24 protein-coding genes are annotated in these 23,066 nt (G+C 47.2%); 1 reads left to right on the top strand and 23 read right to left on the bottom strand.

Annotated elements, in window-relative coordinates:
* Nucleotides 1–61 precede the first annotated feature (61 nt).
* From trpA to mtrB, 18 genes are all read right to left on the bottom strand, one after another.
* Complete coding sequence (trpA, locus tag MHI14_RS11630; RefSeq protein WP_249912241.1) at nucleotides 62–868, bottom strand: tryptophan synthase subunit alpha; 807 nt, start codon at nucleotides 866–868, stop codon at nucleotides 62–64.
* Nucleotides 865–2,064, bottom strand: coding sequence for a tryptophan synthase subunit beta (trpB, locus tag MHI14_RS11625; RefSeq protein WP_017687714.1), 1,200 nt, complete (start codon nucleotides 2,062–2,064; stop codon nucleotides 865–867). Before trpB ends, trpA begins: the two co-directional genes overlap by 4 nt.
* The gene (locus MHI14_RS11620; RefSeq protein ID WP_341131694.1) at nucleotides 2,061–2,762 is read right to left on the bottom strand and encodes a phosphoribosylanthranilate isomerase; all 702 of its coding nucleotides are present in this window, start codon (nucleotides 2,760–2,762) and stop codon (nucleotides 2,061–2,063) included. Before MHI14_RS11620 ends, trpB begins: the two co-directional genes overlap by 4 nt.
* A gap of 35 nt (nucleotides 2,763–2,797) precedes the next feature.
* The gene (gene trpC, locus MHI14_RS11615; protein ID WP_249912240.1) at nucleotides 2,798–3,586 is read right to left on the bottom strand and encodes an indole-3-glycerol phosphate synthase TrpC; all 789 of its coding nucleotides are present in this window, start codon (nucleotides 3,584–3,586) and stop codon (nucleotides 2,798–2,800) included.
* Complete coding sequence (gene trpD / locus MHI14_RS11610) at nucleotides 3,576–4,616, bottom strand: anthranilate phosphoribosyltransferase (RefSeq protein ID WP_091034830.1); 1,041 nt, start codon at nucleotides 4,614–4,616, stop codon at nucleotides 3,576–3,578. Before trpD ends, trpC begins: the two co-directional genes overlap by 11 nt.
* A gap of 68 nt (nucleotides 4,617–4,684) precedes the next feature.
* Entirely contained in the window at nucleotides 4,685–6,253 is a 1,569-nt protein-coding gene (gene trpE / locus MHI14_RS11605; protein ID WP_036607674.1) for an anthranilate synthase component I, read from the bottom strand.
* 692 nt (nucleotides 6,254–6,945) lie between these two features.
* Nucleotides 6,946–7,323, bottom strand: a complete 378-nt coding sequence (gene aroH / locus MHI14_RS11600) for a chorismate mutase (protein WP_047843558.1) — start codon at nucleotides 7,321–7,323, stop codon at nucleotides 6,946–6,948.
* A 5-nt stretch (nucleotides 7,324–7,328) separates the two neighbouring features.
* Nucleotides 7,329–8,423: a 3-dehydroquinate synthase gene (gene aroB / locus MHI14_RS11595; protein ID WP_341130325.1), complete on the bottom strand. Its 1,095-nt coding sequence runs from the start codon at nucleotides 8,421–8,423 to the stop codon at nucleotides 7,329–7,331.
* A 1-nt stretch (nucleotide 8,424) separates the two neighbouring features.
* Complete coding sequence (aroC, locus tag MHI14_RS11590; protein WP_091028940.1) at nucleotides 8,425–9,594, bottom strand: chorismate synthase; 1,170 nt, start codon at nucleotides 9,592–9,594, stop codon at nucleotides 8,425–8,427.
* Between the two features lie 178 nt (nucleotides 9,595–9,772).
* The gene (locus tag MHI14_RS11585) at nucleotides 9,773–10,567 is read right to left on the bottom strand and encodes a CheR family methyltransferase (protein ID WP_091028937.1); all 795 of its coding nucleotides are present in this window, start codon (nucleotides 10,565–10,567) and stop codon (nucleotides 9,773–9,775) included.
* Between the two features lie 25 nt (nucleotides 10,568–10,592).
* The gene (gene ndk / locus MHI14_RS11580; protein WP_017687704.1) at nucleotides 10,593–11,036 is read right to left on the bottom strand and encodes a nucleoside-diphosphate kinase; all 444 of its coding nucleotides are present in this window, start codon (nucleotides 11,034–11,036) and stop codon (nucleotides 10,593–10,595) included.
* A gap of 154 nt (nucleotides 11,037–11,190) precedes the next feature.
* Complete coding sequence (locus MHI14_RS11575) at nucleotides 11,191–12,165, bottom strand: polyprenyl synthetase family protein (RefSeq protein WP_017687703.1); 975 nt, start codon at nucleotides 12,163–12,165, stop codon at nucleotides 11,191–11,193.
* Between the two features lie 343 nt (nucleotides 12,166–12,508).
* Nucleotides 12,509–13,129 (bottom strand): UbiX family flavin prenyltransferase, encoded by a 621-nt coding sequence (locus MHI14_RS11570; protein ID WP_017687702.1) that lies wholly within the window; start codon nucleotides 13,127–13,129, stop codon nucleotides 12,509–12,511.
* A complete protein-coding gene (locus MHI14_RS11565; protein WP_091028934.1) occupies nucleotides 13,130–13,996 on the bottom strand; it encodes a UbiA-like polyprenyltransferase in 867 nt (288 codons plus the stop codon). It lies immediately after the preceding gene.
* Nucleotides 13,989–14,717 carry a demethylmenaquinone methyltransferase gene (locus MHI14_RS11560; protein WP_017687700.1) on the bottom strand — a complete coding sequence of 243 codons (729 nt, stop codon included), beginning with the start codon at nucleotides 14,715–14,717 and terminating at the stop codon, nucleotides 13,989–13,991. Before MHI14_RS11560 ends, MHI14_RS11565 begins: the two co-directional genes overlap by 8 nt.
* A 15-nt stretch (nucleotides 14,718–14,732) precedes the next feature.
* Nucleotides 14,733–15,596, bottom strand: a complete 864-nt coding sequence (locus MHI14_RS11555; RefSeq protein WP_091028932.1) for a heptaprenyl diphosphate synthase component 1 — start codon at nucleotides 15,594–15,596, stop codon at nucleotides 14,733–14,735.
* 101 nt (nucleotides 15,597–15,697) lie between these two features.
* A complete protein-coding gene (locus MHI14_RS11550) occupies nucleotides 15,698–16,249 on the bottom strand; it encodes a hypothetical protein (RefSeq protein ID WP_076209915.1) in 552 nt (183 codons plus the stop codon).
* A gap of 121 nt (nucleotides 16,250–16,370) precedes the next feature.
* Nucleotides 16,371–16,592, bottom strand: a complete 222-nt coding sequence (gene mtrB / locus MHI14_RS11545) for a trp RNA-binding attenuation protein MtrB (RefSeq protein ID WP_017687697.1) — start codon at nucleotides 16,590–16,592, stop codon at nucleotides 16,371–16,373.
* A gap of 147 nt (nucleotides 16,593–16,739) precedes the next feature.
* Between mtrB and MHI14_RS11540 the strand changes: the two genes are divergently transcribed.
* Nucleotides 16,740–16,901, top strand: a complete 162-nt coding sequence (locus MHI14_RS11540) for a hypothetical protein (RefSeq protein WP_165980214.1) — start codon at nucleotides 16,740–16,742, stop codon at nucleotides 16,899–16,901.
* A 66-nt stretch (nucleotides 16,902–16,967) separates the two neighbouring features.
* Here MHI14_RS11540 and MHI14_RS11535 read toward each other — a convergent pair whose 3' ends face one another.
* From MHI14_RS11535 to spoIVA, 5 genes are all read right to left on the bottom strand, one after another.
* Complete coding sequence (locus tag MHI14_RS11535; RefSeq protein ID WP_024630670.1) at nucleotides 16,968–17,240, bottom strand: HU family DNA-binding protein; 273 nt, start codon at nucleotides 17,238–17,240, stop codon at nucleotides 16,968–16,970.
* Nucleotides 17,241–17,457: 217 nt separating this feature from the next.
* On the bottom strand, nucleotides 17,458–18,444 hold the full coding sequence (locus MHI14_RS11530) for an ABC transporter permease (RefSeq protein ID WP_017687695.1): 987 nt from the start codon (nucleotides 18,442–18,444) through the stop codon (nucleotides 17,458–17,460).
* Entirely contained in the window at nucleotides 18,441–19,958 is a 1,518-nt protein-coding gene (locus tag MHI14_RS11525) for a sugar ABC transporter ATP-binding protein (protein WP_341130324.1), read from the bottom strand. The genes MHI14_RS11530 and MHI14_RS11525 overlap by 4 nt, the downstream gene beginning before the upstream one ends.
* Before the next feature lie 109 nt (nucleotides 19,959–20,067).
* Nucleotides 20,068–21,165, bottom strand: a complete 1,098-nt coding sequence (locus tag MHI14_RS11520; protein ID WP_133385344.1) for a sugar ABC transporter substrate-binding protein — start codon at nucleotides 21,163–21,165, stop codon at nucleotides 20,068–20,070.
* Between the two features lie 216 nt (nucleotides 21,166–21,381).
* Entirely contained in the window at nucleotides 21,382–22,860 is a 1,479-nt protein-coding gene (gene spoIVA, locus MHI14_RS11515; protein ID WP_036607700.1) for a stage IV sporulation protein A, read from the bottom strand.
* Between the last annotated feature and the right edge of the window lie 206 nt (nucleotides 22,861–23,066).

Raw genomic sequence — 23,066 nt, 5'->3', positions numbered from 1 at the left:
AATGTTAGACACGAATCAGCGTACACCTCACGTGTCCAAAAGATGTCCTTTCAGGACATCCCTATCCCTTTAATTGTGCCACAAAGTTGCGAATTTGCAACAGTCCCGCTGCACGCGTATCCGGATTTTCAAGCAGAGGAATCGCATCTTCCACCTGACGAACAATGGCACTACCTACCACAACGCCATCGCAGATGCTGGAGAAATGGGCCACCTGCTCATGACTGGAGATACCAAAACCTACCGCTACAGGGAGGTCTGTCAGACTTTTCACCGTCTCAATGAAGCTCTCTACGCCATCAAAGAAAGAAGCTCTCTCTCCGGTTACCCCAAGGGATGATACACAATAGATAAAGCCACTCGCTCCCGTTACAATCCGCTCAATCCGGGCATTAGATGTAGGTGCAACAAGAGGCACCAGATGCACACCAGCACGATTTGCGCGTTCACGCATCTCTTCCGCTTCCTCAATCGGCAGGTCCGGAATGATCATGCCACTAATATCGTGTTTGACCAATTCATCAAAGAATACATCCAGTCCTGTCTGCAATACCGGATTATAATAGGTGAACAGTACAAACGGCAGTTTCACACCTGCATTACGAGCTTTTGCTGCGGTTTCCATAACAGTACGAATGGTAATCTGGCTTTTCAGCGCACGTTCGGAAGCACGCTGAATGACTGGGCCATCTGCAAGCGGATCGGAATAGGGAACACCCAATTCCAAAATATCCGCTCCAGCCTGTTCAAGCTCCTTGATGATATCAATCGTTGTGTCCACATTCGGGTCTCCCACGGTTAAGAATGGAATAAGTGCCGTACGATTCTGTTGCTTCAATTGCTGGAAGGTCTGGTCCATCAGATTCATCCCAAGTCACCTCCCGTGTATTTCATGATGGATTCAACATCCTTGTCTCCACGTCCCGACAGACAAATGACTACAATATCATCTGCTGTAAGTTCAGGCGCCAGTTTGACAACTTGGGCTACCGCATGTGCAGACTCCAGAGCAGGAATGATTCCCTCCGTCCGACATAGGAGTTGCAGGGCATCCAGTGCTTCCTGATCCGTGATCGGTACATATTTTGCCCGTTCAATATCCTTGAGATAGGAATGCTCCGGACCAACACCCGGATAATCAAGTCCGGCCGAGATGGAATGCGCTGGCTGAACCTGTCCATACTCATCCTGCAACAGGTAACTCATAGATCCCTGGAATACACCATGCGTACCTTTGGTCATCGTCGCAGCGTGATACTCGGTTTCGACCCCTTTGCCTGCGGCTTCAACACCAACAAGCTTCACATCCTGATCACCGATAAATGGATAGAACATACCGATCGCATTACTTCCTCCACCAACAGCTGCTACAATTACATCCGGCAAACGCCCTTCGATCTCCTGAATCTGACGACGGGTCTCATCACCAATCACACGTTGGAAATTCCGCACCATCATCGGATATGGATGAGGACCAACGACTGATCCGAGCACATAGAACGTATCCTCCACATTGCTGACCCAGTAGCGAAGTGCTTCATTACCAGCATCCTTCAGTGTCCGTGTTCCAGACGTAACCGGAATCACTTCTGCTCCGAGCAGCTTCATCCGAAATACGTTTAACTGTTGACGCTCTGTATCTTCTTCGCCCATAAATACTTTGCATTCCAATCCAAGCAATGCGGCTACGGTTGCCGTTGCAACGCCATGTTGACCTGCACCCGTTTCGGCAATAACTTTCTTTTTGCCCATCCGTTTGGCAAGCAAACCTTGCCCAATGGCGTTATTAATTTTGTGCGCGCCTGTATGATTCAGATCTTCACGTTTCAGATAAATTTTTGGTCCGCCCAATCGGCGTGATAATTGCTCTGCATGATACAATGGCGTTTCACGCCCGGAATACTCGCTCAGCAGGTAGTTCAGTTCCTTGTTGAATTCCTCATCTTCAGAGAAGTGGCTATATGCCTCCTCCAACTCAATAAGTGCGTTCATTAGTGTCTCAGGTACAAAGCGGCCTCCGAAGTGACCGAAACGCCCGTGTTGATCCGGCAATTGATGTGTCATGCCTGCTTCACCCTTTCTACGAATGCTGTAATTTTGGCAATCTCCTTCACACCTTCAGTCTCAACGCCGCTGGATACATCGACGCCGAAAGGTGCATATGTCTGTATTAGTTCTTGTACATTGTCCGGCTGCAAACCTCCTGCAACGAACAGAGAAATTTCGCGCTTTTTGGCCCATTCAGCGTAGGCAGGGATTCGCTCCCAGGCAAACGTTTTCCCGGAGCCCCCTCCATATAGAGGATCATGGGTATCAAGCAATATCGCATCCACGAATTTATCGTAAGCATCAAGAGCCCTTATGGCTGCATCATCAGCTTCCGGACCCGTTTCATCTTTGGGAAAAGAAAAAACCTTGAATACTTCCGCATTCCACCGCTGCTTCACCTGCTGGCAAAATTCCGCAGACTCCTGTCCATGCAGTTGAATAACATCCAGGTGAGCAATCTCCATAATGTGTTCCAGCTCTTCGAGCGTAGGATTCACAAATACACCCGCAAGCTTCGGCCGATCATAGGCAGACCATTCGAACAACACCGTTCTTAATGCAGCAGCCTGCTCGGGTTCGATTCGGCGGCGTGATTTGGCAAAAACAACACCAATGTAATCCACAGGCAAGTTTATCATCGATTTTAGCACTTCAACGTCCTGAAGTCCACATATTTTTACGGCCGCTGGCAGCGGGTTTCTCAGTTCTGACATACTGTCACCTGTGCCATCGTGTATGGAAGTATTCATCATTTGGGTCCCATCAGATCATATACAGCCGCCTCGACATCATCCTTGCGCATGAGATGCTCACCTACGAGAATACCATGAACACCGGCCTGGATCAGAGGTACTGTTGATTCTGGTCCGTCAATACCACTTTCGCTAATCAAGGTAACACCACTTGGAATCAATTCCATCAGATCCAGTGTCGTGTTCAGACTGGTTTCGAATGTTTTCAAATTACGATTGTTGATGCCTACAAGTGTTGCCTGCGGAATCTCCAATACCTGCTCCAGTTCTGTTCGATCGTGGACTTCAATCAAGGCATCCAGCCCCAAACTTTTGGCAAATTCCAGATATTGACGAATCTGTTCTGGTGTCAGAATGCTGGCAATCAGCAATACCGCGTCCGCACCCAGCAATCTTGCCTCGGCAATCTGTCGTTCATCTATAATAAAATCCTTGCGTAACAGCGGAATGTTCACCGCCTGATGAATAGCCTGCAAGTACTCGTTGCTGCCTTGAAAATACGACACATCCGTTAATACAGAGATGCAGTCAGCACCCGCTCGCTCATAAGCAGCAGCAATCTCTACCGGATGAAAATCCGGACGAATTAACCCTTTAGATGGCGAAGCTTTCTTCACTTCAGCAATAAGGCCGAGTTTGCGATTGCGTCCGCTCGATAGTGCTTGTTCAAACCCCCGGGTTGCGGGTAGTTTTTCGATTTTTTGGATAGCTTCATCCATGCGAAATGTCTGTGCCAGAACTTCAACTTCTTTATGTTTGGTTGCAACGATTCGATCAAGATACATGACTGTACGCCTCCGTTGTATGAATTAACTGTTCAAGCTTCCCGGCAGCTTTGCCCGAATCTACCGCTTCTGCGGCAAGTGTCACCCCTTCAGCAATGCTATCTGCAAGACCGGATACATAGATGCACGCTCCGGCGTTCAACAGAACGACATCGCGATAGGCACTCTGCTCACCCTGGAAGATCCTTTTAATAATTTCGGCATTCTGTGCCGCATCTCCTCCAAGTACCGCTTCAAGCGGATGCAGAGACAAGCCCATATCACGTGGATCAATATCATAGGTGTGCACTTCACCATTGCGAAGTTCAGATACCTGAGTCGGTGCCGAGATACTGATTTCATCCAGACCATCATGGCTGGCCACGACCAACGCTCTTTTAAGACCAAGACGATTCAATACTTCAGCAATCATCGGCGTCCGGGAACGATCATACAGGCCAAGCAATTGGCGATCTGCTCCCGCAGGATTGGTTAATGGTCCGAGCATATTAAAAATGGTACGAACACCCAGCTCTTTTCTTGGTCCTGCCGCATGTCGCATGGAAGGGTGATATACCTGGGCAAAACAGAAGCAGATTCCGATATCATCCAGACATTGTCTGGCCTGCTCCCCGTTCAGATGGATATTTACACCCAGTGCCTCTAATACATCTGCACTACCCGCTTTACCTGAAGCTGAACGGTTGCCATGTTTGGCGACACGAACCGAGACGGCCGAAGCAATAATGGCGGATGCTGTGGAAATGTTGAATTTGTGAATACCCGATCCACCTGTTCCACAAGTGTCCAGCAAGCCGCTGCCATCCGTTAGAATTCGTCCGCCCTGACCACGCATGGCTTCAGCAAAACCGGTGATCTCATCCACCGTTTCCCCCTTCATCCGCAGCGCCATCAGCAAACCTCCGATTTGAGCCGGCGTTGCCTCACCTCTCATAATCGAGTACATCAAATCTCTTGCTTCGGCTTGTTCCAGATGGCTGCCCTCCAAAATCTTCGCCAGGCCATTCTTCATGCCTTCCTCACGAGTAATCTCAGCAATGGGGGTTACAGGTTTCTCATTCATTATTGGGTTTATGTTCATCTCCGGTCTCTCCTCTCTCAGTTCTTAGCGGCCGCTGGTGTGACAAAGTAGTCTGCATTCGCCAGTCTCAACGTGCTGTCCTTTTCTTTGGCAGGAAACATGGCTTCTGCTGTTCGAATCGCCTTGAGCAATGCTTTAGCTTTGTTAACTGTTTCCTCATATTCATTCTCAGGCACAGAATCCCAGACGATTCCCGCTCCGGCCTGTACATAAGCTTTTCCTTTTTTGAAAATAATCGTACGAATCGTAATACAAGAGTCCATGTTACCCGAGAAACCAAGGTATCCGATTGCTCCTGCATAAGCACCCCGTGCTTCTTTCTCCAGCTCCGCGATAATCTCCATTGCTCGCAGTTTCGGTGCGCCGGATACGGTACCCGCTGGCAAGCATGAGAGGAACGCATCGAAGAAATCCTTATCTTCTCTAAGCTCGCCCGTAACGTTGGATACCATGTGCATCACGTGAGAGTACCGTTCAATCTCCATAAACATGTCACACTTCACACTACCGAAGCTGGATACCCGGCCCAGATCGTTACGACCCAGATCAACCAGCATCAGATGCTCCGCGCGTTCCTTCTCATCCTGGAGCAGATCAGCAGCGAGTGCACGATCTTCTGCTTCTGTAGCCCCCCTTGGACGTGTACCTGCAATCGGTCGTGTCTCCACACGATTCCCGTCCACCTTGACCAGCGCTTCAGGCGAAGTACCCACGATAATCTCATCATCCATTTTGAGGTAATACATATAAGGTGATGGATTCAGGGTCCGAAGCACACGATACACGTGAAGCGGAGAAACTTCCGTATCAATGTGGAAACGCTGGGATAATACCACTTGAAAAATATCACCTGCGCGAATGTAATCTTTGGCTTGCTCCACATTACCGATAAATTGCTCCTTCGTGAGGTTGGAGCGAATATCCCCCAGTTCCACGTCTCCCGGAATAGAACGCGGATTCAGGTTCTCCCCTGGTCCTTGCTGCTGCAAACGTTCTGCGGCCTGCTCCAGCTTCTCCGAAGTCACTGCATACGCTTGACGTATCTCGTCATCCGTTGCACCGTCCTTGACGTGTACATTCCCAACGAGCAGCATCTGCTGCTTCACATGGTCAAACACGATAATCTGGTCACAAAACATAAAGCGAATGTCATCCATATTCAGGTCATCCAGCGCGTGAGCTGGAAGTTTCTCATAATAGGACAGCAGATCATATCCGAAGAAACCAATTGCCCCACCTGTGAATGGTGGCAGTTCATCATCTTTTGGACTGCGATACTTACGCAGCAGTGCTTTCAGTTCTTCAATCGGTTTACCTGGCAATTCACGAGTTTTCCCTGCTTCTTCTACAACGATCCGACCCTTCTTGGCCGAAATCATCAGGAACGGATCTGTACCGATGAACGAGTATCTCGCCCATTGAATACCACCCTCTACACTTTCCAGCAGGAATGCCCGGTCGTTGTCAGCATAACGGCGGAATATTCGAATCGGAGTCTCCATATCTGCCAGAATCCGTTTGACTACCGGAATCAGATTATACTCGTTCGACATTTTCAGTACTTGATTAACGTTTGGCGTTATCATCAGATCACGTCCTTTCAGATTTAGGTAAGCTCAACTAAAGATGTTTACACTGAGCACTTCGATGACAGAACAACCTTCCGATCACTGTTATCCCCAGATTTTTTTGATTCCCTTTCAAAAGGGAAAATCCGGTGATTAATGTGAACGCTCCGCTTCTTCACGTTATTTCTGTCCTCTGCGTTTTTGTGTGTAAAAAGTTAAGTTGAACCTATATGGGTAGTAGAAAAGGTTATATGTACAAAAAAACCTCTACCATCAGGTAGAGGTTTGGTTATAAGCTGTATTTAACAGGGTGATGCTTCATAAATAACAAGTCCCTATACTTCGCTGTCGGATTATTCACAGGTCGCTGAATTGATGCATCTCACATCATCCAATTCGGGAAAATATATCAGTTATAACACTTCAACTCTCATTCCAATATTTCATAAAATATAGGAGAGTGCATTGATTGTGTTTATACCAAAATATACAAAACAACGATGTCCTATGACACGTTTGTTTTCCCTGTTCCTGTTACCTATTCCGTAGCACGACGTACCGTGAATCAGTTGACCGGTTTCTGTTGCCCCGGTTACCACCCACTGGACTCTGCTATATACTCCACTAGCTCAGCTGCTCTCAGCTCAATCTCAACTCTACTCAACTGGTTCTCACTATACATCATTATGATCGGTTTGACAACCCACTACTTAAGAGCCAGAAGGTGCCGCCAAATCCGGACGTAATGCCTGTGCACCGTTCAGATACACATGGTTGATTTCATTCTGAGCTTTGTTTGTATTCACATGCACCATGAAACGAATGCACTGCGCCAAGGCACCTTTAACAGGAACCTCCAGTGCACACATCAGTGGTACCAGTTCCCAGCCATCCAGTTGGCGAATAGCTTTTGCCGGGAAAGCAGCATCCAGATCACCAGTTAACGTAATCCACACACTGCAGATATCTTCCGGTTGGATCTCATTGCGATCCACGATCTCCTGCAACAATACAGCCGTTTCCTTCAAAATCTGTTCTTCGTTGTTCTGCGTGACTGTTGTAGCCCCGCGAATTCCCCGTGTGACCATTGCTGTTATTCTCCCTTCCTGAGCATTTCAATGACGTCCCGAACTGCCGACACAGGTACGTCCTTCACAATTCTTGCAGCCCCGATCCGATCAGGAATGATAAACACCATATGACCTTCACGGAATTTTTTGTCATGCATCATCGCTTCCATTAATGCTTCCGTGTCGAGATGTGCAGGCATCGTTGTTGGAAGGCGAAGTGAACGCAGCATGCGAACTGTATCTTCATAGAGCCCTGCTGGCGCACCAAGCTTCTCACCAAGCAATGCTGATCCAGCCATACCGATCGAGATCGCCTCTCCGTGCAGGAATTCTCCATAACCGGCAATCGCTTCAATGGCATGACCAATCGTGTGTCCCAGGTTCAACAACGCACGTTCTCCATTTTCACGTTCGTCTCTGGATACAATCTCTGCCTTAATGCCACACCCACGCTCCAAGCCGTATCCAAGTGCTTCCGGATTAAGCGCAAGCAACTCCTCCGCATGCTCCTCACACCAATGTGCAAAAGACTCATCACGGATCAGCCCGTGCTTCAGCATCTCTGACAACCCTGCCGAAACATCTCGTGGCGGCAAGGATTGAAGTGTGTCCACATCATAGAGTACAAGCTCGGGCTGGTGGAATGCACCGATCATATTTTTGGCCAGCGGATGATTGACAGCCACCTTGCCGCCTACACTGCTGTCATGCGCCAAAATCGTTGTAGGTACTTGAACAAACTTGATTCCACGCATATATGTAGCGGCAACAAAGCCAGCCAGATCACCTACGACACCACCACCTAGGGCCAGAATCGCAGAACTCCGATCCAGTTTGCCTTCGATCGCAACGGTCATCATATCCTGGTACACCGAAAGGGATTTCGATGTTTCACCAGAGGGCACAACCGCAGATACGACTGTATAACCAGCCGTACGCAGCGTTTGCTCCATACCTGACAAGTATTTGGGAGCCACATTTTCATCTGTAATGATGAGTAGCGGACTTTTTTTGGTCAAGCCATACTGCTCAAAATATTGAGGGGCTTGTGCCAATAGGCCGCTACCAATCAGAATCGGATATGAGCGTTCCTCCAACTGTACCGTCAGCTGACGCATATTAGTAACTCTCCAGTTGAGCGTTATAACTAGCAACATTAGCACGGATCTCTTCCATGGAATCCCCGCCGAATTTCTCCAGGAATGCTTTGGCAATTTCCCACGCTACAACATGCTCCATAACCACACTCGCTGCTGGTACAGCACAAGCGTCCGAGCGCTCAACCTGAGCCGTAAATGCTTCTTTTGTATCAATATCAACACTTTGCAGTGGCTTATACAACGTTGGGATCGGCTTCATCACACCACGTACAACGACTGGCATACCGTTTGTCATACCACCTTCGAATCCACCCAGACGGTTGGTTGCCCGGTGGTAGCCGCGCTCATCCGTATGCATGATTTCATCATGCACCTGTGATCCCCGAATGACTCCGGCTTCGAATCCGATACCAATCTCTACACCTTTGAATGCATTAATGGACATTACGCCTTGAGCGATTCGTGCATCCAGTTTGCGATCGTATTGAACATAACTACCAAGACCAATAGGTACACCTTCAACGATACATTCCACGATTCCTCCGATGGAATCGCCTTCTTGTTTAATCTGGTCGATGTAGGCTTCCATCTTCTTCTCTGTCTCAGCATCCGTAACACGTACAGAGGAAGCTTCTGTCACAGCGATCAGTTCATCAATCGGAAGGTCCTGATACGGAGCTTCGATCTCTCCAATGCGAAGTACACGTCCTGCTACCTTGATTCCGAATTCAGCCAGGAATTGACGTGCAATGGCACCACATGCCACACGTACCGTTGTCTCACGTGCACTGGAGCGCTCCAGTACGTTACGCAAGTCTTTAAGATTATACTTGAGTCCACCGTTCAGATCAGCGTGTCCGGGACGAGGACGATGAACGCGACGTTTCTCTTCGTCACTGCCTTCAATCGGCTCAATATTCATAATATTCTGCCAATGTTTCCAGTCGTTATTTTGAACAACCAGCGCTACCGGAGCACCTGTTGTATATCCATGACGGATACCACCAACGAAATTCGCCTGATCCTTCTCGATCTGCATCCGGCGTCCACGGCCATATCCCTTTTGGCGGCGGTGAAGCTGGAAATTCAGTTCTTCAAAATCAATTGTCAAATTACTTGGCAATCCTTCAATAATAGCGGTCAATTGGGGTCCGTGCGTCTCCCCTGCGGTTAAATAGCGTAAACTCATAATACGTTCCCCCTTTAAACTGTTAAACTTCACATTGCTAAAATCCCATAATTTCTTTGCTTATTATAGTATAGCTGACCGGCTTTGACAAGAAAGTCGGCTCTTTCTTGTACTTGGTATACAAATAACCGCCTGAACACATGTACATGTGCTTCAGACGGCTCAACAACCATTATCATTATTTTTTCCGATAGAAGAATGTCTCTGCTGTCTCCAGACCATATTGTCCCGGGGAGAAGATCTGCTCCGTACTGCCCACAAACAAAATACCGCCTGGACGCAAACTTGCTGCAAATTTGTGATACAACAGGTTTTTGGCTTCCTCGGTAAAATAGATCATGACATTTCGGCACACAATCAGATCGTACCCATCGTCAAAACGGTCCACCAGCAAATTTTGTTTCATGAACTTGATCGAATTTTTGAGTTGCTCATCAATACGGTATACCAAGCCATCCTGCTTGAAGTAACGGTTCGCCGTTTCCTTTGGCACATCCTTAAGTGAGCGTTCCATATAACGCCCTTCCTTGGCTTTGGCCAATGCACCTTCATCCAGATCACTTGCCGTAATGGAGCTGTCCTTCAAAATACCCATCGTGTCCAGAATCATGGCGAGTGTATAAGGTTCTTCACCTGTTGAACAGGCCGCACTCCAAACTTTAGCACGACGCTTGGACCCCAGCAGTTCAGGCAGGATCTCGTCCCGCAGCACTTCCCAACGATTGGGATTACGCCAGAATTCCGACACGTTAATCGTCATACGATCAAGGAATTCGTAGAACAATGATTTATCTTTCTGCATAGCATCAAAAAAGTTAGAAAATGTATGAAACCCGTTTTTGTTGCGAAGTGTGGTCAGCCTTCTTTTCATCTGGCCTTCCTTGTATTGAGCAAGATCAATGCCTGTGCTCTCTTTGATTTTACGAATGAATCCGGTGTAATCCGGGTCTAGTAGTTGTTCTTGCTCCAGCATCGTGTATCACCCTTTTGGCTAATAATTACAACCAGGCTGCGATGCTCTTGTCGTATACCACCAGTTCATCTGAAGCAAAGAAATTGGCTGCTTCACGGGAAGCACTTTCCGGTGAATCTGCCCCATGAATCAGATTATGTGGTGTGTGGCTGGCGAAGTCTCCGCGAATGGTACCCGGAGCTGCTTCCTTCACATTGGTTTTTCCGATGACGATGCGCGCAAGCGCCACAATATCGTCGCCTTCCCACACCATGGCAAATACAGGCCCAGATGTGATAAAACGAACCAAATCATCGAAAAACGGTTTGCCCTCATGTTCAGCATAATGGCGTTTTGCCTGATCCTCAGACATCTGCACCAATTTGCCTGCCACCAACTTAAATCCTTTGTCTTCCAGACGGCTAATAATTCGACCGATCAATCCACGCTGCACACCATCCGGCTTCACCATCAAAAATGTACGATCCATCAGCTCACTCCTCACTCACGGTTCAAAGTTAATCACTATGTAAACGCAATCCCTATGATTGTAACATACATGTCCAAATCCTCCCAATGAGGAATCTCACAGTTCTGTTCATCTTTGGGTATGAGCAAGCCGAGAGTCGAAGGTCATACAAAGTTTAATGCGTACGTTTAACCACAAAATGAGCGATATCACGCAGGTTTTTGGTCGTCTTGATGTTAGGTAGCTGATCGAGAGCATCGAGCGCTTTCTTCATATATCGGTCAGCAAGGGCTTCTGCTTTAGCAATTCCTTGACTTTGGCGAATCATTCCAATTGCATCCGATGCACTTGCCCGTCCTTCTTCATGCTGGACACGGGAAATCTCCTTAAGTAAAGGTTCCCGCAGATCGGATTCTTCCAGAGCATAAAGTACAGGAAGAGTAATATTCCCTTGCTTCATGTCACTGCCAGGTGGCTTGCCAAGTTGTTTCTCGGTACCTACCAGATCAAGTACATCATCTTGAATCTGAAAAGCCATCCCCACATTGTATCCGTACGTATACAGCAGGGAAGATACATGCTCAGGCGCACGTGTAGCCAATGCCCCTAACTGACAGCTAACCGCAATCAGAAGTGCTGTTTTGCGGCGAATCCGCAGTAGATAATTACGAACACTTTGTCCCGTATTGAAAAAGTCCCGAATTTGCTCCATCTCACCAATGGACATCTGTACCATGGCTTTGGCAAGGATACGATGAATAGCTGGATCGGATAATCCGGCAGTCATTTCAAGTGCCTTACCGTAGATATAGTCTCCAGTGTACATGGCAATCCGATTATCCCATTTTGACTTCACCGTAGGTTTACCTCGGCGTGTCTCCGCATTATCAATAACATCATCGTGAACGAGGGATGCCGAATGAATGAGTTCCAGCGGAACCGCAACCAGCTTCAGACGTTCAATGTCGTATGTACCAAATTTCCCACCAAGTAACACAAAAACGGGCCGTAACCGTTTTCCTCCTGCTTTGAGCAAATGAAGTGACGTTTCACTCAGCAGCTTCTGTTCTCCTCGAACACTGCGATACAACTCTTTCTCAATGTAATCCATGTCCTTTTTTAACAACCCGAAAATATCCAATAGTTTCATTCGTTCACCCGTATCAGCGTATTGTCAGTCCATAAATTCATGCTTACCTTCCCCTCCAGCAAGTCGGGCCTGCAGGCATTACGAAAAACCCGGCTTACCGTTCTTGCTTGTGTTTTTCTATAAGGTAATCTAACGTATTTTTCTTCTCCGAATGTCATAGCCGACACCCGAAAATTAAACTCTGCGACTTGTTCTGAAACAAAATACAGAAGTTGCCGGAGCATGGGTCAAGACTGTGGTTCATGAAGACTCACCATCAGCACTCACCAATACCCCGGGATTCGGGGGACAAATAAACCGAGCAACACTTTGGCAAAAAACAGCCTTGTATCGAACTCAGTCGTTATCCCCGTTCATCCGGTTCTCCCCATCTTGTAAACAGTTGATGTGGGATGCGCAAGCTATCCAGCACTTTCCCCACCAAAAATAGAATCAACTCATCCATAGTTTGAGGTTTGTAATAAAAAGCAGGCATAGCCGGTATCATTCGTACACCAAGACGAGAAAGCTTCAGCATGTTTTCCAGATGGATTGCATGAAGAGGCGTCTCACGTGGTACGAGGATCAATGTTCTTCCCTCTTTCATCATAACATCGGCTGCGCGAGACATCAGATTATCCGACGATCCCTGCGCGATGGACGAAAGAGTTCCCATAGAACATGGCATGATAATCATGCCGTCGGCCAGATAAGAACCACTTGCAATGGAGGCCCCTATATCACTCACAGGATGATAGATCAGAGAACCGGCACGGTTGCCGAATTTTTCTTCCAGCACCGCGTCCCGATTCGTCACATCCCAGTCCAATTCTTCTTTCAGTACACGCCACCCTGCATTGGATATGACCAGATGAACGTTATATTCCAAATCAAGCAGCGTTTCAATTAATCGAATGCCATATATGCTGCCACTCGCTCCGGTAATTCCGACAACCAGTCGTTTATTGTCCGGCTGCTGCACCATTTATTTCACCGCCAGATCAATAAGAGTGAACGTAAATACGATTATACTAAGCAAACTGTTCATGGTAAAAAACGCCGTTTGAACACGGCTCATATCATTAGGCGATACGATATAGTGTTGATAGAACAGAATTCCATACGTCACCAACATGCCTGCGCCATACCACCAGCTCAGATCTGTCATCAACAATAACGCAAGAAAACCAATTGCAGTAATCACATGGAAGAACTTGGCGATCTGCAAGGATTTAACCAGGCCAAAACGGGAAGGTATGGAGTGAAGACCCTCTCCCTGATCGAATTCCAGATCCTGACATGCATAGATAATATCAAAGCCAGCTGTCCAGAACACAATCGTAACGTACAGCACAATCGCTGTCCAATCCATCGTTCCTGTTACAGCTACCCAGCCACCAAGTGGTGCCAAACCAATCGTCATTCCGAGAACGACGTGGCATAACCATGTGAATCGTTTGGTGTACGAATACAGTACCAACATAAACACAGCAATAGGCAACAGCTGCATGGATAATACATTAAGATTGGATGAGGCCCAGAATAACAATATAAATGAGATAATGACAAATATAACAACTTCCCCATTTTTCAACAGTCCTGCCGGGATGGCTCTCATCGCGGTACGCGGATTTTTGCCATCAATCGCTTGGTCAATAATTCGGTTCAAACCAAAAGCTGCACTACGTGCGCCGACCATCGCAAGCAATACCCACATGATCTGCATCCAGCTTGGGAAGGTATCATTTACTACCATGGAGCCGAGAATGGCCCCCATAAATGCAAAAGGTAAAGCAAAAAGCGTGTGTTCAATCTTGATCATTTCTAAAAAGATGCGAATTTTCCTAAACATGCTGATTCTCCTTGGTTCCAATATGCAGTGCCGCTATACCTCCGGTCAGAGGGTAGGCCTGCACTTGTTGTAATCCAGTTTCTGCAAAAATATCTGCCAGTTCCTGCCTTCCCGGAAAAATGGCCAGTGAGTCCGGCAGCCATTTGTACTGCTCAAAACTTTTAGCAAACACTTTGGCAAGATTCGGTAAAACCTTCTCAAAATAAAAATAATAAATGCCTTTGAACGGCTGCCATGTTGGCTTGGACAATTCCAGGCATACAACCATACCGCCCGGTTTGACAACACGTTTCATTTCAGACAACACTTGTCTGAGATCAGGTACATTACGCAGCCCGAACCCGATCGTCACATAATCAAATGAGTTGTCTTCATAAGGAAGTGACATGGCATTTCCCTGTGTCAGGGTAATCTGCTTTTGACGTTGCACCGCATTGATCTTTGTCTGACCAACTTCCAGCATGTTGCTGCTGAAATCAAGTCCGTGCATGTGCCCCGTTTCACTTGCCTCTGCCATAGCAAGCGTCCAGTCACATGTGCCGCAACACAAATCAAGACCGGTATCGCCTTTGGACATATTCATCTTTTTCATGGTGAATTTACGCCAAGCCTTATGCCTGCGGAAACTTAGAATATCATTCATGACATCATATTTTCCGGCTATACTCTGAAAAACCGAATGGACATATTCTTCTTTCGGTTTGGTCTCTCCGCTCCCCATTCGTCTGTCTCCCCCTCAATCTTCCCTTACTGCCGCATGTGAAGGCTGCAAATATGCCAAGTAAGGATCTAGAATTGCATGTATCTCATGCAAGCCCATCCGCCCTTCCTCGTCTTGCAACAACAGTTGAATGCGGTGTGTACACTCGCGAAGCTTGTCCAGCAAAACCTCGCCAACCCTATGCTTCAGCACCATAGCGTTCCATGCACGTGCATCCGGTTCAGACTGACGTAGCACACTGCGCTCATCGTCATTACCATGCTCGTATATGTGCCAATATGCATAGCTGTGAAGATATTGTTTTGCGTCATTCATCCGCTTCAGTTCTTCCACGATCGTTTCGCAGGAGCTGAATTCGGTCAACAGGCTGTTCCATAATGACTCTTCGTTATGTTGAATCATGCCTGTAAATGAAAGAAACAGCTGCATCCTCAGCTGTACCGTTTCACGCAAGTATTCATCAGCCGAAACGAGAAGCTTCTTCATCCGTTCATACAGCGTCATCTTGCGTGCGTTCACTCCGGATACAGCACCACTGAGTTTGCCAATCATTTCAATTCTGCCCGCTTGGGCAAGCAATTGATAAAAACGGCTACTTAAATAATCCCCGGCGAGTACATTCAACTGGCGTGAACGCATCTCCTGCTCTCTCCGCTCACCGGAAATGGTATCGATTCGATCATGCGTATCCATGGCCAACTGAACGAGCGAAGTTGCAAGAGCATATAACTCTTGATGCACCTTTTCGTCTGTGCGGCCCACAAATACCTGCAACAGACGTGCCCGGCTATCCGGAAATGATGGGATTTCCGTATGTTGTCGAATCATGTCGTAATCCGTATATTTCTTTGCTAGTTGGGGTACGCGATATGAATTCATTCTCAGCCTCCGAGCCTTAACATTGTTAAACCATTTCTGCACTACAATCTTATATATTATAGCATATGTTGAACGGGCACGCACTGAATCCTGCTATTCTATTACCCCTGACTTGTCATTTCGAATTGCTTCTTCCAGAGTTCGGTCTCCATCAAATGAAACCAGTCCTTCAATTCATCTGAAAAGGCCGCACTTTTCCAGTTCCGTAATGTTTCAATCGCATACAGAGGCCACTCTCCACGCCGAATATCAGCAGCAAGCAACAGATGTCGTTTATGCATCCATTCATCTTCTGCCATTACACGTAGCAGCACCTGATCCACGTTATCCAGACTCCGAAAGCCCAGATCCGCCACAGCTGCCATGTTCTCATAGATTTCAGTGTAACTTGTACCCGTTCCTTTAACTTTGAGGTCCAACGTCAAAATGGACTGTTTCCATTCCACTCTTGCAATGGGAGTTGATAGTTGCATGGAACTTAGCACATCAACCAGATTGTCATTCGTTAGCTGAACTGGATGATGTGATGCAGAGGCAGGCTGTACGTTGTCCCCGCCCCATGTACGCATATGTAAGGTTTGTATCGCAACAAGCAGAAAGACCGCCGCAACCGTTGCCAGCATTGAAGCAGTAACAATCATCCGCGGTTTCATATACGCCTCCCTGCCTTTACCTGTTAGTGTAGTCTGTCCGGTAAAGGCTCATACCTCATTGTACAATGAAAAAAAGCAGGCTATGCCTGCAATCTTCATTTGAATGTATTCAATCTGTCCATTACTCCGATTCAATCTGTCCATGCTTGGTAATCAGCGTGGCTTTGCCCCGGATTTTAATAGCTGAGGTATGAGTGGTAAATTGGGCAAACATCACTTCACCCTTGTCCAATTTCTCGGTGTGGTGAAAACGTGTATCCTGACCTCGGGTTAATCCGATCACCTGGACACCATTTTCCTCTGCCTTAATTACAATATAATCATTGCCGGTTGGATGATCCATCACGCATGTCCCCTTCTTTAGTTCGATAGCGTTAATGATGATTAAGATTGTTTCATTTGTCAACCTGCGCCTTATACGAATGAACCGCAAGAATCGGCTACCCTAGGGTCATACTACAGTTATACAGCTACAGAAAGGAGAATTTGCATGAAGTACACCCCTGCCGCACTTACAGACGAGCATATTCATCAGTTAAAAGAAATCGAACAGCATCTATCTGCAGCTGCGGGCGAAGAACTGATTCTGGTTGCTTATATCGGGCAACCGGAGGATCCTGAGCACTCGGATAGCCGCAAGAATCATCGTTAAAGGGCAAAAGAAAAGGCCGTGAACAAGTCACGGTCTTTTTGTCGACATATGGAATATGTAGAAATCTTATTTAATTCCGTCTTTGAGCGCTTTACCTGGTTTAAATGCAGGAATTTTGCTCGCAGGAATTTCGATTTCTTCACCTGTTTGCGGGTTGCGTCCTTTACGTGCAGAGCGCTCGCGAACTTCGAAGTTCCCAAAACCAACCAATTGTACTTTATCTCCGCTTTGAAGAGCCTCAGAGATTGCTTCGAATACGGCATCAACCGCTTTCGTTACATCTTTCTTGGACAATTCAGTCGCTTCAGATACGTGTGTAATCAAGTCTGATTTGTTCATTTGTTTTTCACCTCCTGTATCAATGTCCTGAATGTTATACTGTGTTTCCGTTTTATAGCGAAATATACGTTCATACGCAAAAAATCTACGTACATCTTGAGCGCTGAACACAAATCTCCGCCTGCGGTCAACAGTCATTTTCGGCAGAATGTCGTCTGAAACCACGGGCATTTCAGACGCCGAACAAATTTCATACTAATACAGACAGCCCACAATTTCAAGTCCGGTTGCGGTTTAAGACGTAAAATGTAACCGCCAGGGCAAGCACGAGAACCCCACCTTTTACAATATCATGTGTGAAATACTGTACGTTCATCATTGTTAAACCGTTCACAAGTACACCAATCAGAACCGAACCGATGAAGGTTCCGATGACATTTGGTTTACCCGCGCCAAACACAGAGAAACCGACAAATACTGCAGCTACGGATTCCATTAACAACGGTGATCCCGCATCAATTTGACCAGATCCTACTTTGGAAGCATAGATGATACCCCCGATTGCTGCAAACACTCCAGCGGCTACATAGGCGAGTGTACGCACCTTTTTCACCTTGATTCCAGACAACCGTGCAGCTTCCTCATTACCACCTGTAATGTACATCTGGCGACCATATTTCGTATACGTCAAAAAGATATGCACACCTATTACCGCAATAAGTAGCATGATAACTGATATAGGCATACCCAGCCATTTACCCTGCCCTATAAGCAGGAATGTCGGGTCCATCTCTCCCGCAGCTTTACTCCCATCAGGGAACTGCATGTGATTGTAAATGGTATATCCCTGTGCATACGTTTTGTGAATACCTCCGATGATGTACATCGTGGCAAGGGTGGCGAGCAAATCCGGAATACGCAATTTTACAATGAGCAAAGCATTCAGTAAACCAATAACAGCTCCAATGATTAGTGGCACAATAATTACAATTGCCAGTGGTTGTTGATACCAAATCATTAACGAAGCAGTAACGACGGTAGTTAATGAGACAGTCGCCCCAACCGAGAGATCAAATCCATCAACAATGAGAGATAATGTAACACCGATCGCTACAAACGTAACGATAGAGATCGAGCCCAAAATATCGGTCAAGTTACTGTACGTAAAGAAGTAAGGCAATTTAATGCCGAAAAATGCGATAACACCTATTATGACTATAATCGCCCCGTAACGGAACGCAAAATCCAGTGATTTATCCTTCATGATTGCACCTCTTGTCCACCGCTTGCATAGTATAGCAGCTGTTCTTGGTTAGTCTCGCCTCGTTTGAACTCTTTTACGATAACACCCTCGCACATGACAGCGATTCGGTCGCCAATTCCCATGCCTTCGTCCAGTTCACAGGTGAAATAGATTACACCCTTGTCCGCCAAAGCCAGTTCATTGATGATGCGGAAAATGTCACTTTTTGCCCCAATATCTACGCCTTTGGTTGGCTCATCAAATATAAATACATCCGCATCCGCATTTAGCCATTTACCAATGGCAACCTTCTGCTGATTACCACCGCTTAGATATTTCACTTCCTGTTTCACGGACGATGTTTTAATCCCAAGCTGTTTCACCAATGACTCTGCATTCAGACGTTCCCGCTTGCGACTTACGAAACCTAATGTACTAAGACGGCTTAGCAAAGGCAGACTTAAATTCCGTTCCACGTTCTCCTGGATCAGGATTCCCTGTTTACGTCGCTCCTCCGGTACAGAAACGATCCCCAGAGCCGCCGCATCCGCAGGCTGAGACAGGCGGAGATTACGGTTGTTAAGCCGGATCTCGCCTCCCTCCAGCCGATCTGCACCAATCAGCAAACGAGAGCTTTCCGTTTTACCCGCGCCTACCAGACCCACCACAGCGAGGACTTCACCTCGGCGTACAGAGAGGTTAACACCTTTGACCTTCACTCCACGACGAAGCCCACGTGCCTCCAACAGCAGTTCCCCCACGGGTGCTTCCGTCTTTGGAAATTCTTCTTCGAATGGTTTACCTAACATCTGTGTAACCAAATCGTTGATCGTAAGTCCCTTTGCTTCACCAGTAAATACGTGTTGCCCATCTCTCATAACCGTAACGCGATCACAGTGACCCGTCACTTCAGCAAGACGATGGGTAATGAAAATACAGGCTACGCCCCGATCCTTCAGGAGATGAACAATCCTGAAAAATGCATCCGTTTCTTCCTGGCTCAGCGGTGCAGTCGGTTCATCAAAAATGATGACCTTGGCATCCTGAATTAAAATCCGCGCCAGCAATATCATCTGTTTCTCTGCAAGTGTCAGATCGGCCACTTTTTGGTGAACAGATATGTCTGCTCCTAATTGCTTCAACGCCTCAACCGCACGCTGTTGCAATTTTCGTGGACTTTTCCACCAACCTCCAGCAGATGAAGCCAACTGATCCAACATAATGTTCTCCGCAGCCGTCAGCTGTGGCACTAGTGCAGCATCCACTTCCTGATAGACACAGTGAATCCCACTTGCCTTCGCGTCTCCCGGAGAACTTAAGTGAAGCGCTTGTCCACTCAATTGAATCGTACCCTGATCCAATGGATAGGCACCAGACAGAATTTTCATTAACGTGCTCTTACCGGCACCATTGGCACCCAGCAGCGCGTGAATTTCCCCGCCTTTTACAGAGAAATCCACATCCTTCAGTGCAGGAATACCTGAAAACTGCTTGTGGATATGTTCCATTTGAAGCAGAATCGGTGCAGTGCTCATGATGTTAACCTCCAATCGTTCCCTTCCGGGAGCATCCCTTTTTTCAGACCACACATATCTTCATTATGTTTGAAAAAGCGCGCCTTGCGGCGCGCTTCCGTTACGCTGCTTATTTAGCAGTAATTCCGTATTCGCTCATCCAGTCCTTGATTCCTTGTGTGCTGCCACCCCAACCTTCAACGAACTCTGACAGCTCCGAAGTGGAGATTTGTTTATCTGGCAGAGCTTCACGTTGAACATAGACCGGGTTTAGAACAACTGCATCTTCGGTCTCGTCCCCGTTCAGTTTCTGATAAGCATAACGTACTTGGACGCGACCAATATCCGTTGGATCAACAGCCGCAGAAGCTACCCAAGGATTTTTCGGGTCCTGAATCATTTGCAGATCCTCGTCACTCATATCAATACCATACACTTTGATCTCATCACGTCCAGCTTGTTGAATCGCACGGGCTGCACCTTTGGCGAACTCATCCCATGCAGTCCATACAGCTGTAATCTCACCTTTTGGATACTGCTTGAGAATAGCTTCCATTTTGGCTTGAGTATCCAGCGCCGGGTTCTGTGCAGAACCGAATGTAGCTATTTCCTTGATGTCCGGATTTGCTTTCATGAATTCACCGTATGCAATCTGACGGCGTTCCATCGGTGCGAAACCAGCTACCCATACCTTTACAATATTACCTTGTCCATTGATATCTTTTTTCATTTGCTCCAGCGTCAGTTCAGCCATCTTCTGGTCATCCTGCGACAGGACTGTGGCTCCTGGAACACTGATAGCTGCGTCAAACACGACCACTGGAATATTCAGTTCTACTGCCTTCTTCACACCTGGCTCTAATAGGGAATCACCGTGATCCGTGAGAATGGCATCAAATTTCTGGTTAATAGCGCTATCAAGCAAGGATACCATCTTTGCTTTGTCATTATCGGCAACAAACGTTGTCAGTTCTCCACCGAATTTTTCGATTTCTTCTTTTACACCCTGTACATATTGCTGCGAGAAAGTACCTGTATTAAACTCCATAATAAGTGCAATCCGCTTGCCGCTTAGAGGGCCTGTAACTGCTTCCGTTTTTGGTGTATCATCTGATGCACCCGAAGCCGGAGTTGCTGCCGGTTCTTTTTTAATTCCGCAAGCGGACAGCGCCAATGTAAATACTAATAACACACTCAACCATACCCATTTTGTCTCTTTTCTTTTCATCTCTGTCTCCCCCTGTCCACTCTCTGTGATCTCGATCACAATAGTTGAATATTAATATACCGGCTAATCCCTAGTATGTAAATGGGTTTTAGCAATTTAAAGCTAAAACTCGCTAAGTTTTTTCGAAAGTACTATTTTTCCTATCCATTTCATCCAAAATAAAGAAATCACGCAAAAAAGACCGCGAGGGGATACCCCCTACGGTCTTTTGATGTCTTACAGAATGATGGCGATCAAGCCGCCCGAACCTTCGTTAATGATTCGTCCCAGCGTCTCTTGCAATTTGTATCTTGCATTATCCGGCATCATGGCAATCTTGCCCTGGATACCTTCTCGCACGATGGAGTGCAGTGAACGACCAAACATGTCTGAATCCCATACCTTGATCGGATCGTTCTCGAAGTCCTGCATCAGGTATCTCACCAGTTCCTCACTTTGTTTCTCCGTGCCAATGATTGGAGCGAACTCCGATTCCACATCAACCCGGATCATGTGAATGGACGGTGCCGTTGCTTTCAAGCGTACGCCAAATTTGGTGCCCTGACGAATGAGCTCAGGTTCATCCAGAGCCATCTCGGCAAGAGATGGAGCAGCAATGCCGTATCCGGTCGTTTTGACCATCTCCAGCGCTTCTGCGAAGCGGTCATATTCTCTCTTCGCATGCGAGAACTCCTGCATTAATTGCAGCAGATGATCCTTACCGCGAATCTCGATGCCAACCACTTCCACGAGAATCTGATCATACAGTTCATCCGGCGCGTACAGGTCAATTTCGGCTACACCCTGCCCCATATTCATGCCACTCAGGCCTGCGCGATCAATGAATTCATATTCCATGAACTGAGCGACAACCCGATCCACGTCGCGAAGTCTGCGAATATCCTTGACGGTATCCCGTACGGAATTTTCGTAGTTGCTACGCAGCCAGTGAGTCTCGTTGAGCACCATAACCCAGCTCGGCAAGTTTACATTCACTTCATGCACAGGGAACTCATAGAGCACTTCACGAAGTACACCCGTCACATCATCTTCCGTCATCGTGGCTGCACTGAGTGTCATCACCGGAATGTCGTATTTGGCAGCGAGCTCACTACGCAATTGCAGGGCTTCTTCACTGCGAGGACGAGTGGAGTTGATGACCAGGACAAACGGTTTACCCACTTCTTTCAATTCCGCAATGACCCGTTCTTCGGATTCCACATAGGAGCTGCGGGCAATTTCGGCGATTGTGCCATCTGTTGTTACCACAACACCCAGTGTAGAATGCTCCTGAATGACTTTGCGAGTACCAATCTCGGCGGCTTCCTGGAATGGAATTGGTTCCTCGAACCAAGGCGTGGAGATCATGCGTGGACCATTCTCATCCTCGTATCCCTTGGCTCCTTCCACCGCGTAACCTACACAATCCACAAGGCGCACATTGACATCGAGCCCTTCTGCCACCTTGATCTGGACTGCGTTATTTGGTACGAATTTCGGTTCGGTAGTCATGATGGTTTTACCCGCTGCGCTCTGTGGAAGTTCATCCACCGCTCGACCACGATCTGCCTCGTTTGTGATGTTTGGCAATACAATGGTTTCCATGAATCGTTTGATAAATGTTGATTTTCCCGTCCGGACTGCGCCGACAACCCCGAGATAAATATCCCCTCCGGTCCGCTCAGCTATGTCCTTAAAAATGTCCACTTTCTCCAATGAAATCCCCTCCCTAAATTACTCCGAAGGAAAAATGCTAAAGAGCATCCGCTTCGTTTTTTCAATCAGAAGACTGAAATCCCTGCAACGGTAGAGCCGCCTTTGTGAGTGCCCGGAAGTCGTCCGCCGCCGAACGTTGCATTCTGATGAAACCGGCGAGAGCGGCGTTAACTCGTACATGCAATTGGACTAGTATCATCTTATGT

It is taken from the genome of Paenibacillus sp. FSL K6-2393, from assembly GCF_038002545.1.
Lineage (GTDB): Bacteria > Bacillota > Bacilli > Paenibacillales > Paenibacillaceae > Paenibacillus.
Note: the sequence above shows the minus strand (reverse complement) of the source record. Positions and strands in the feature narration are given on the sequence as shown.

Coding starts and splice junctions, on each gene's coding strand:
- trpA (WP_249912241.1), bottom strand. CDS start 868: ATGAATCTGATGGACCAGACCTTCCAGCAATTGAAGCAACAGAATCGT.
- trpB (WP_017687714.1), bottom strand. CDS start 2,064: ATGACACATCAATTGCCGGATCAACACGGGCGTTTCGGTCACTTCGGA.
- MHI14_RS11620 (WP_341131694.1), bottom strand. CDS start 2,762: ATGTCAGAACTGAGAAACCCGCTGCCAGCGGCCGTAAAAATATGTGGA.
- trpC (WP_249912240.1), bottom strand. CDS start 3,586: ATGTATCTTGATCGAATCGTTGCAACCAAACATAAAGAAGTTGAAGTT.
- trpE (WP_036607674.1), bottom strand. CDS start 6,253: ATGATAACGCCAAACGTTAATCAAGTACTGAAAATGTCGAACGAGTAT.
- aroH (WP_047843558.1), bottom strand. CDS start 7,323: ATGGTCACACGGGGAATTCGCGGGGCTACAACAGTCACGCAGAACAAC.
- aroB (WP_341130325.1), bottom strand. CDS start 8,423: ATGCGTCAGCTGACGGTACAGTTGGAGGAACGCTCATATCCGATTCTG.
- aroC (WP_091028940.1), bottom strand. CDS start 9,594: ATGAGTTTACGCTATTTAACCGCAGGGGAGACGCACGGACCCCAATTG.
- MHI14_RS11585 (WP_091028937.1), bottom strand. CDS start 10,567: ATGCTGGAGCAAGAACAACTACTAGACCCGGATTACACCGGATTCATT.
- ndk (WP_017687704.1), bottom strand. CDS start 11,036: ATGGATCGTACATTTTTGATGGTGAAGCCGGATGGTGTGCAGCGTGGA.
- MHI14_RS11575 (WP_017687703.1), bottom strand. CDS start 12,165: ATGAAACTATTGGATATTTTCGGGTTGTTAAAAAAGGACATGGATTAC.
- MHI14_RS11570 (WP_017687702.1), bottom strand. CDS start 13,129: ATGGTGCAGCAGCCGGACAATAAACGACTGGTTGTCGGAATTACCGGA.
- MHI14_RS11565 (WP_091028934.1), bottom strand. CDS start 13,996: ATGTTTAGGAAAATTCGCATCTTTTTAGAAATGATCAAGATTGAACAC.
- MHI14_RS11560 (WP_017687700.1), bottom strand. CDS start 14,717: ATGGGGAGCGGAGAGACCAAACCGAAAGAAGAATATGTCCATTCGGTT.
- MHI14_RS11555 (WP_091028932.1), bottom strand. CDS start 15,596: ATGAATTCATATCGCGTACCCCAACTAGCAAAGAAATATACGGATTAC.
- MHI14_RS11550 (WP_076209915.1), bottom strand. CDS start 16,249: ATGAAACCGCGGATGATTGTTACTGCTTCAATGCTGGCAACGGTTGCG.
- mtrB (WP_017687697.1), bottom strand. CDS start 16,592: ATGGATCATCCAACCGGCAATGATTATATTGTAATTAAGGCAGAGGAA.
- MHI14_RS11540 (WP_165980214.1), top strand. CDS start 16,740: ATGAAGTACACCCCTGCCGCACTTACAGACGAGCATATTCATCAGTTA.
- MHI14_RS11535 (WP_024630670.1), bottom strand. CDS start 17,240: ATGAACAAATCAGACTTGATTACACACGTATCTGAAGCGACTGAATTG.
- MHI14_RS11530 (WP_017687695.1), bottom strand. CDS start 18,444: ATGAAGGATAAATCACTGGATTTTGCGTTCCGTTACGGGGCGATTATA.
- MHI14_RS11525 (WP_341130324.1), bottom strand. CDS start 19,958: ATGAGCACTGCACCGATTCTGCTTCAAATGGAACATATCCACAAGCAG.
- MHI14_RS11520 (WP_133385344.1), bottom strand. CDS start 21,165: ATGAAAAGAAAAGAGACAAAATGGGTATGGTTGAGTGTGTTATTAGTA.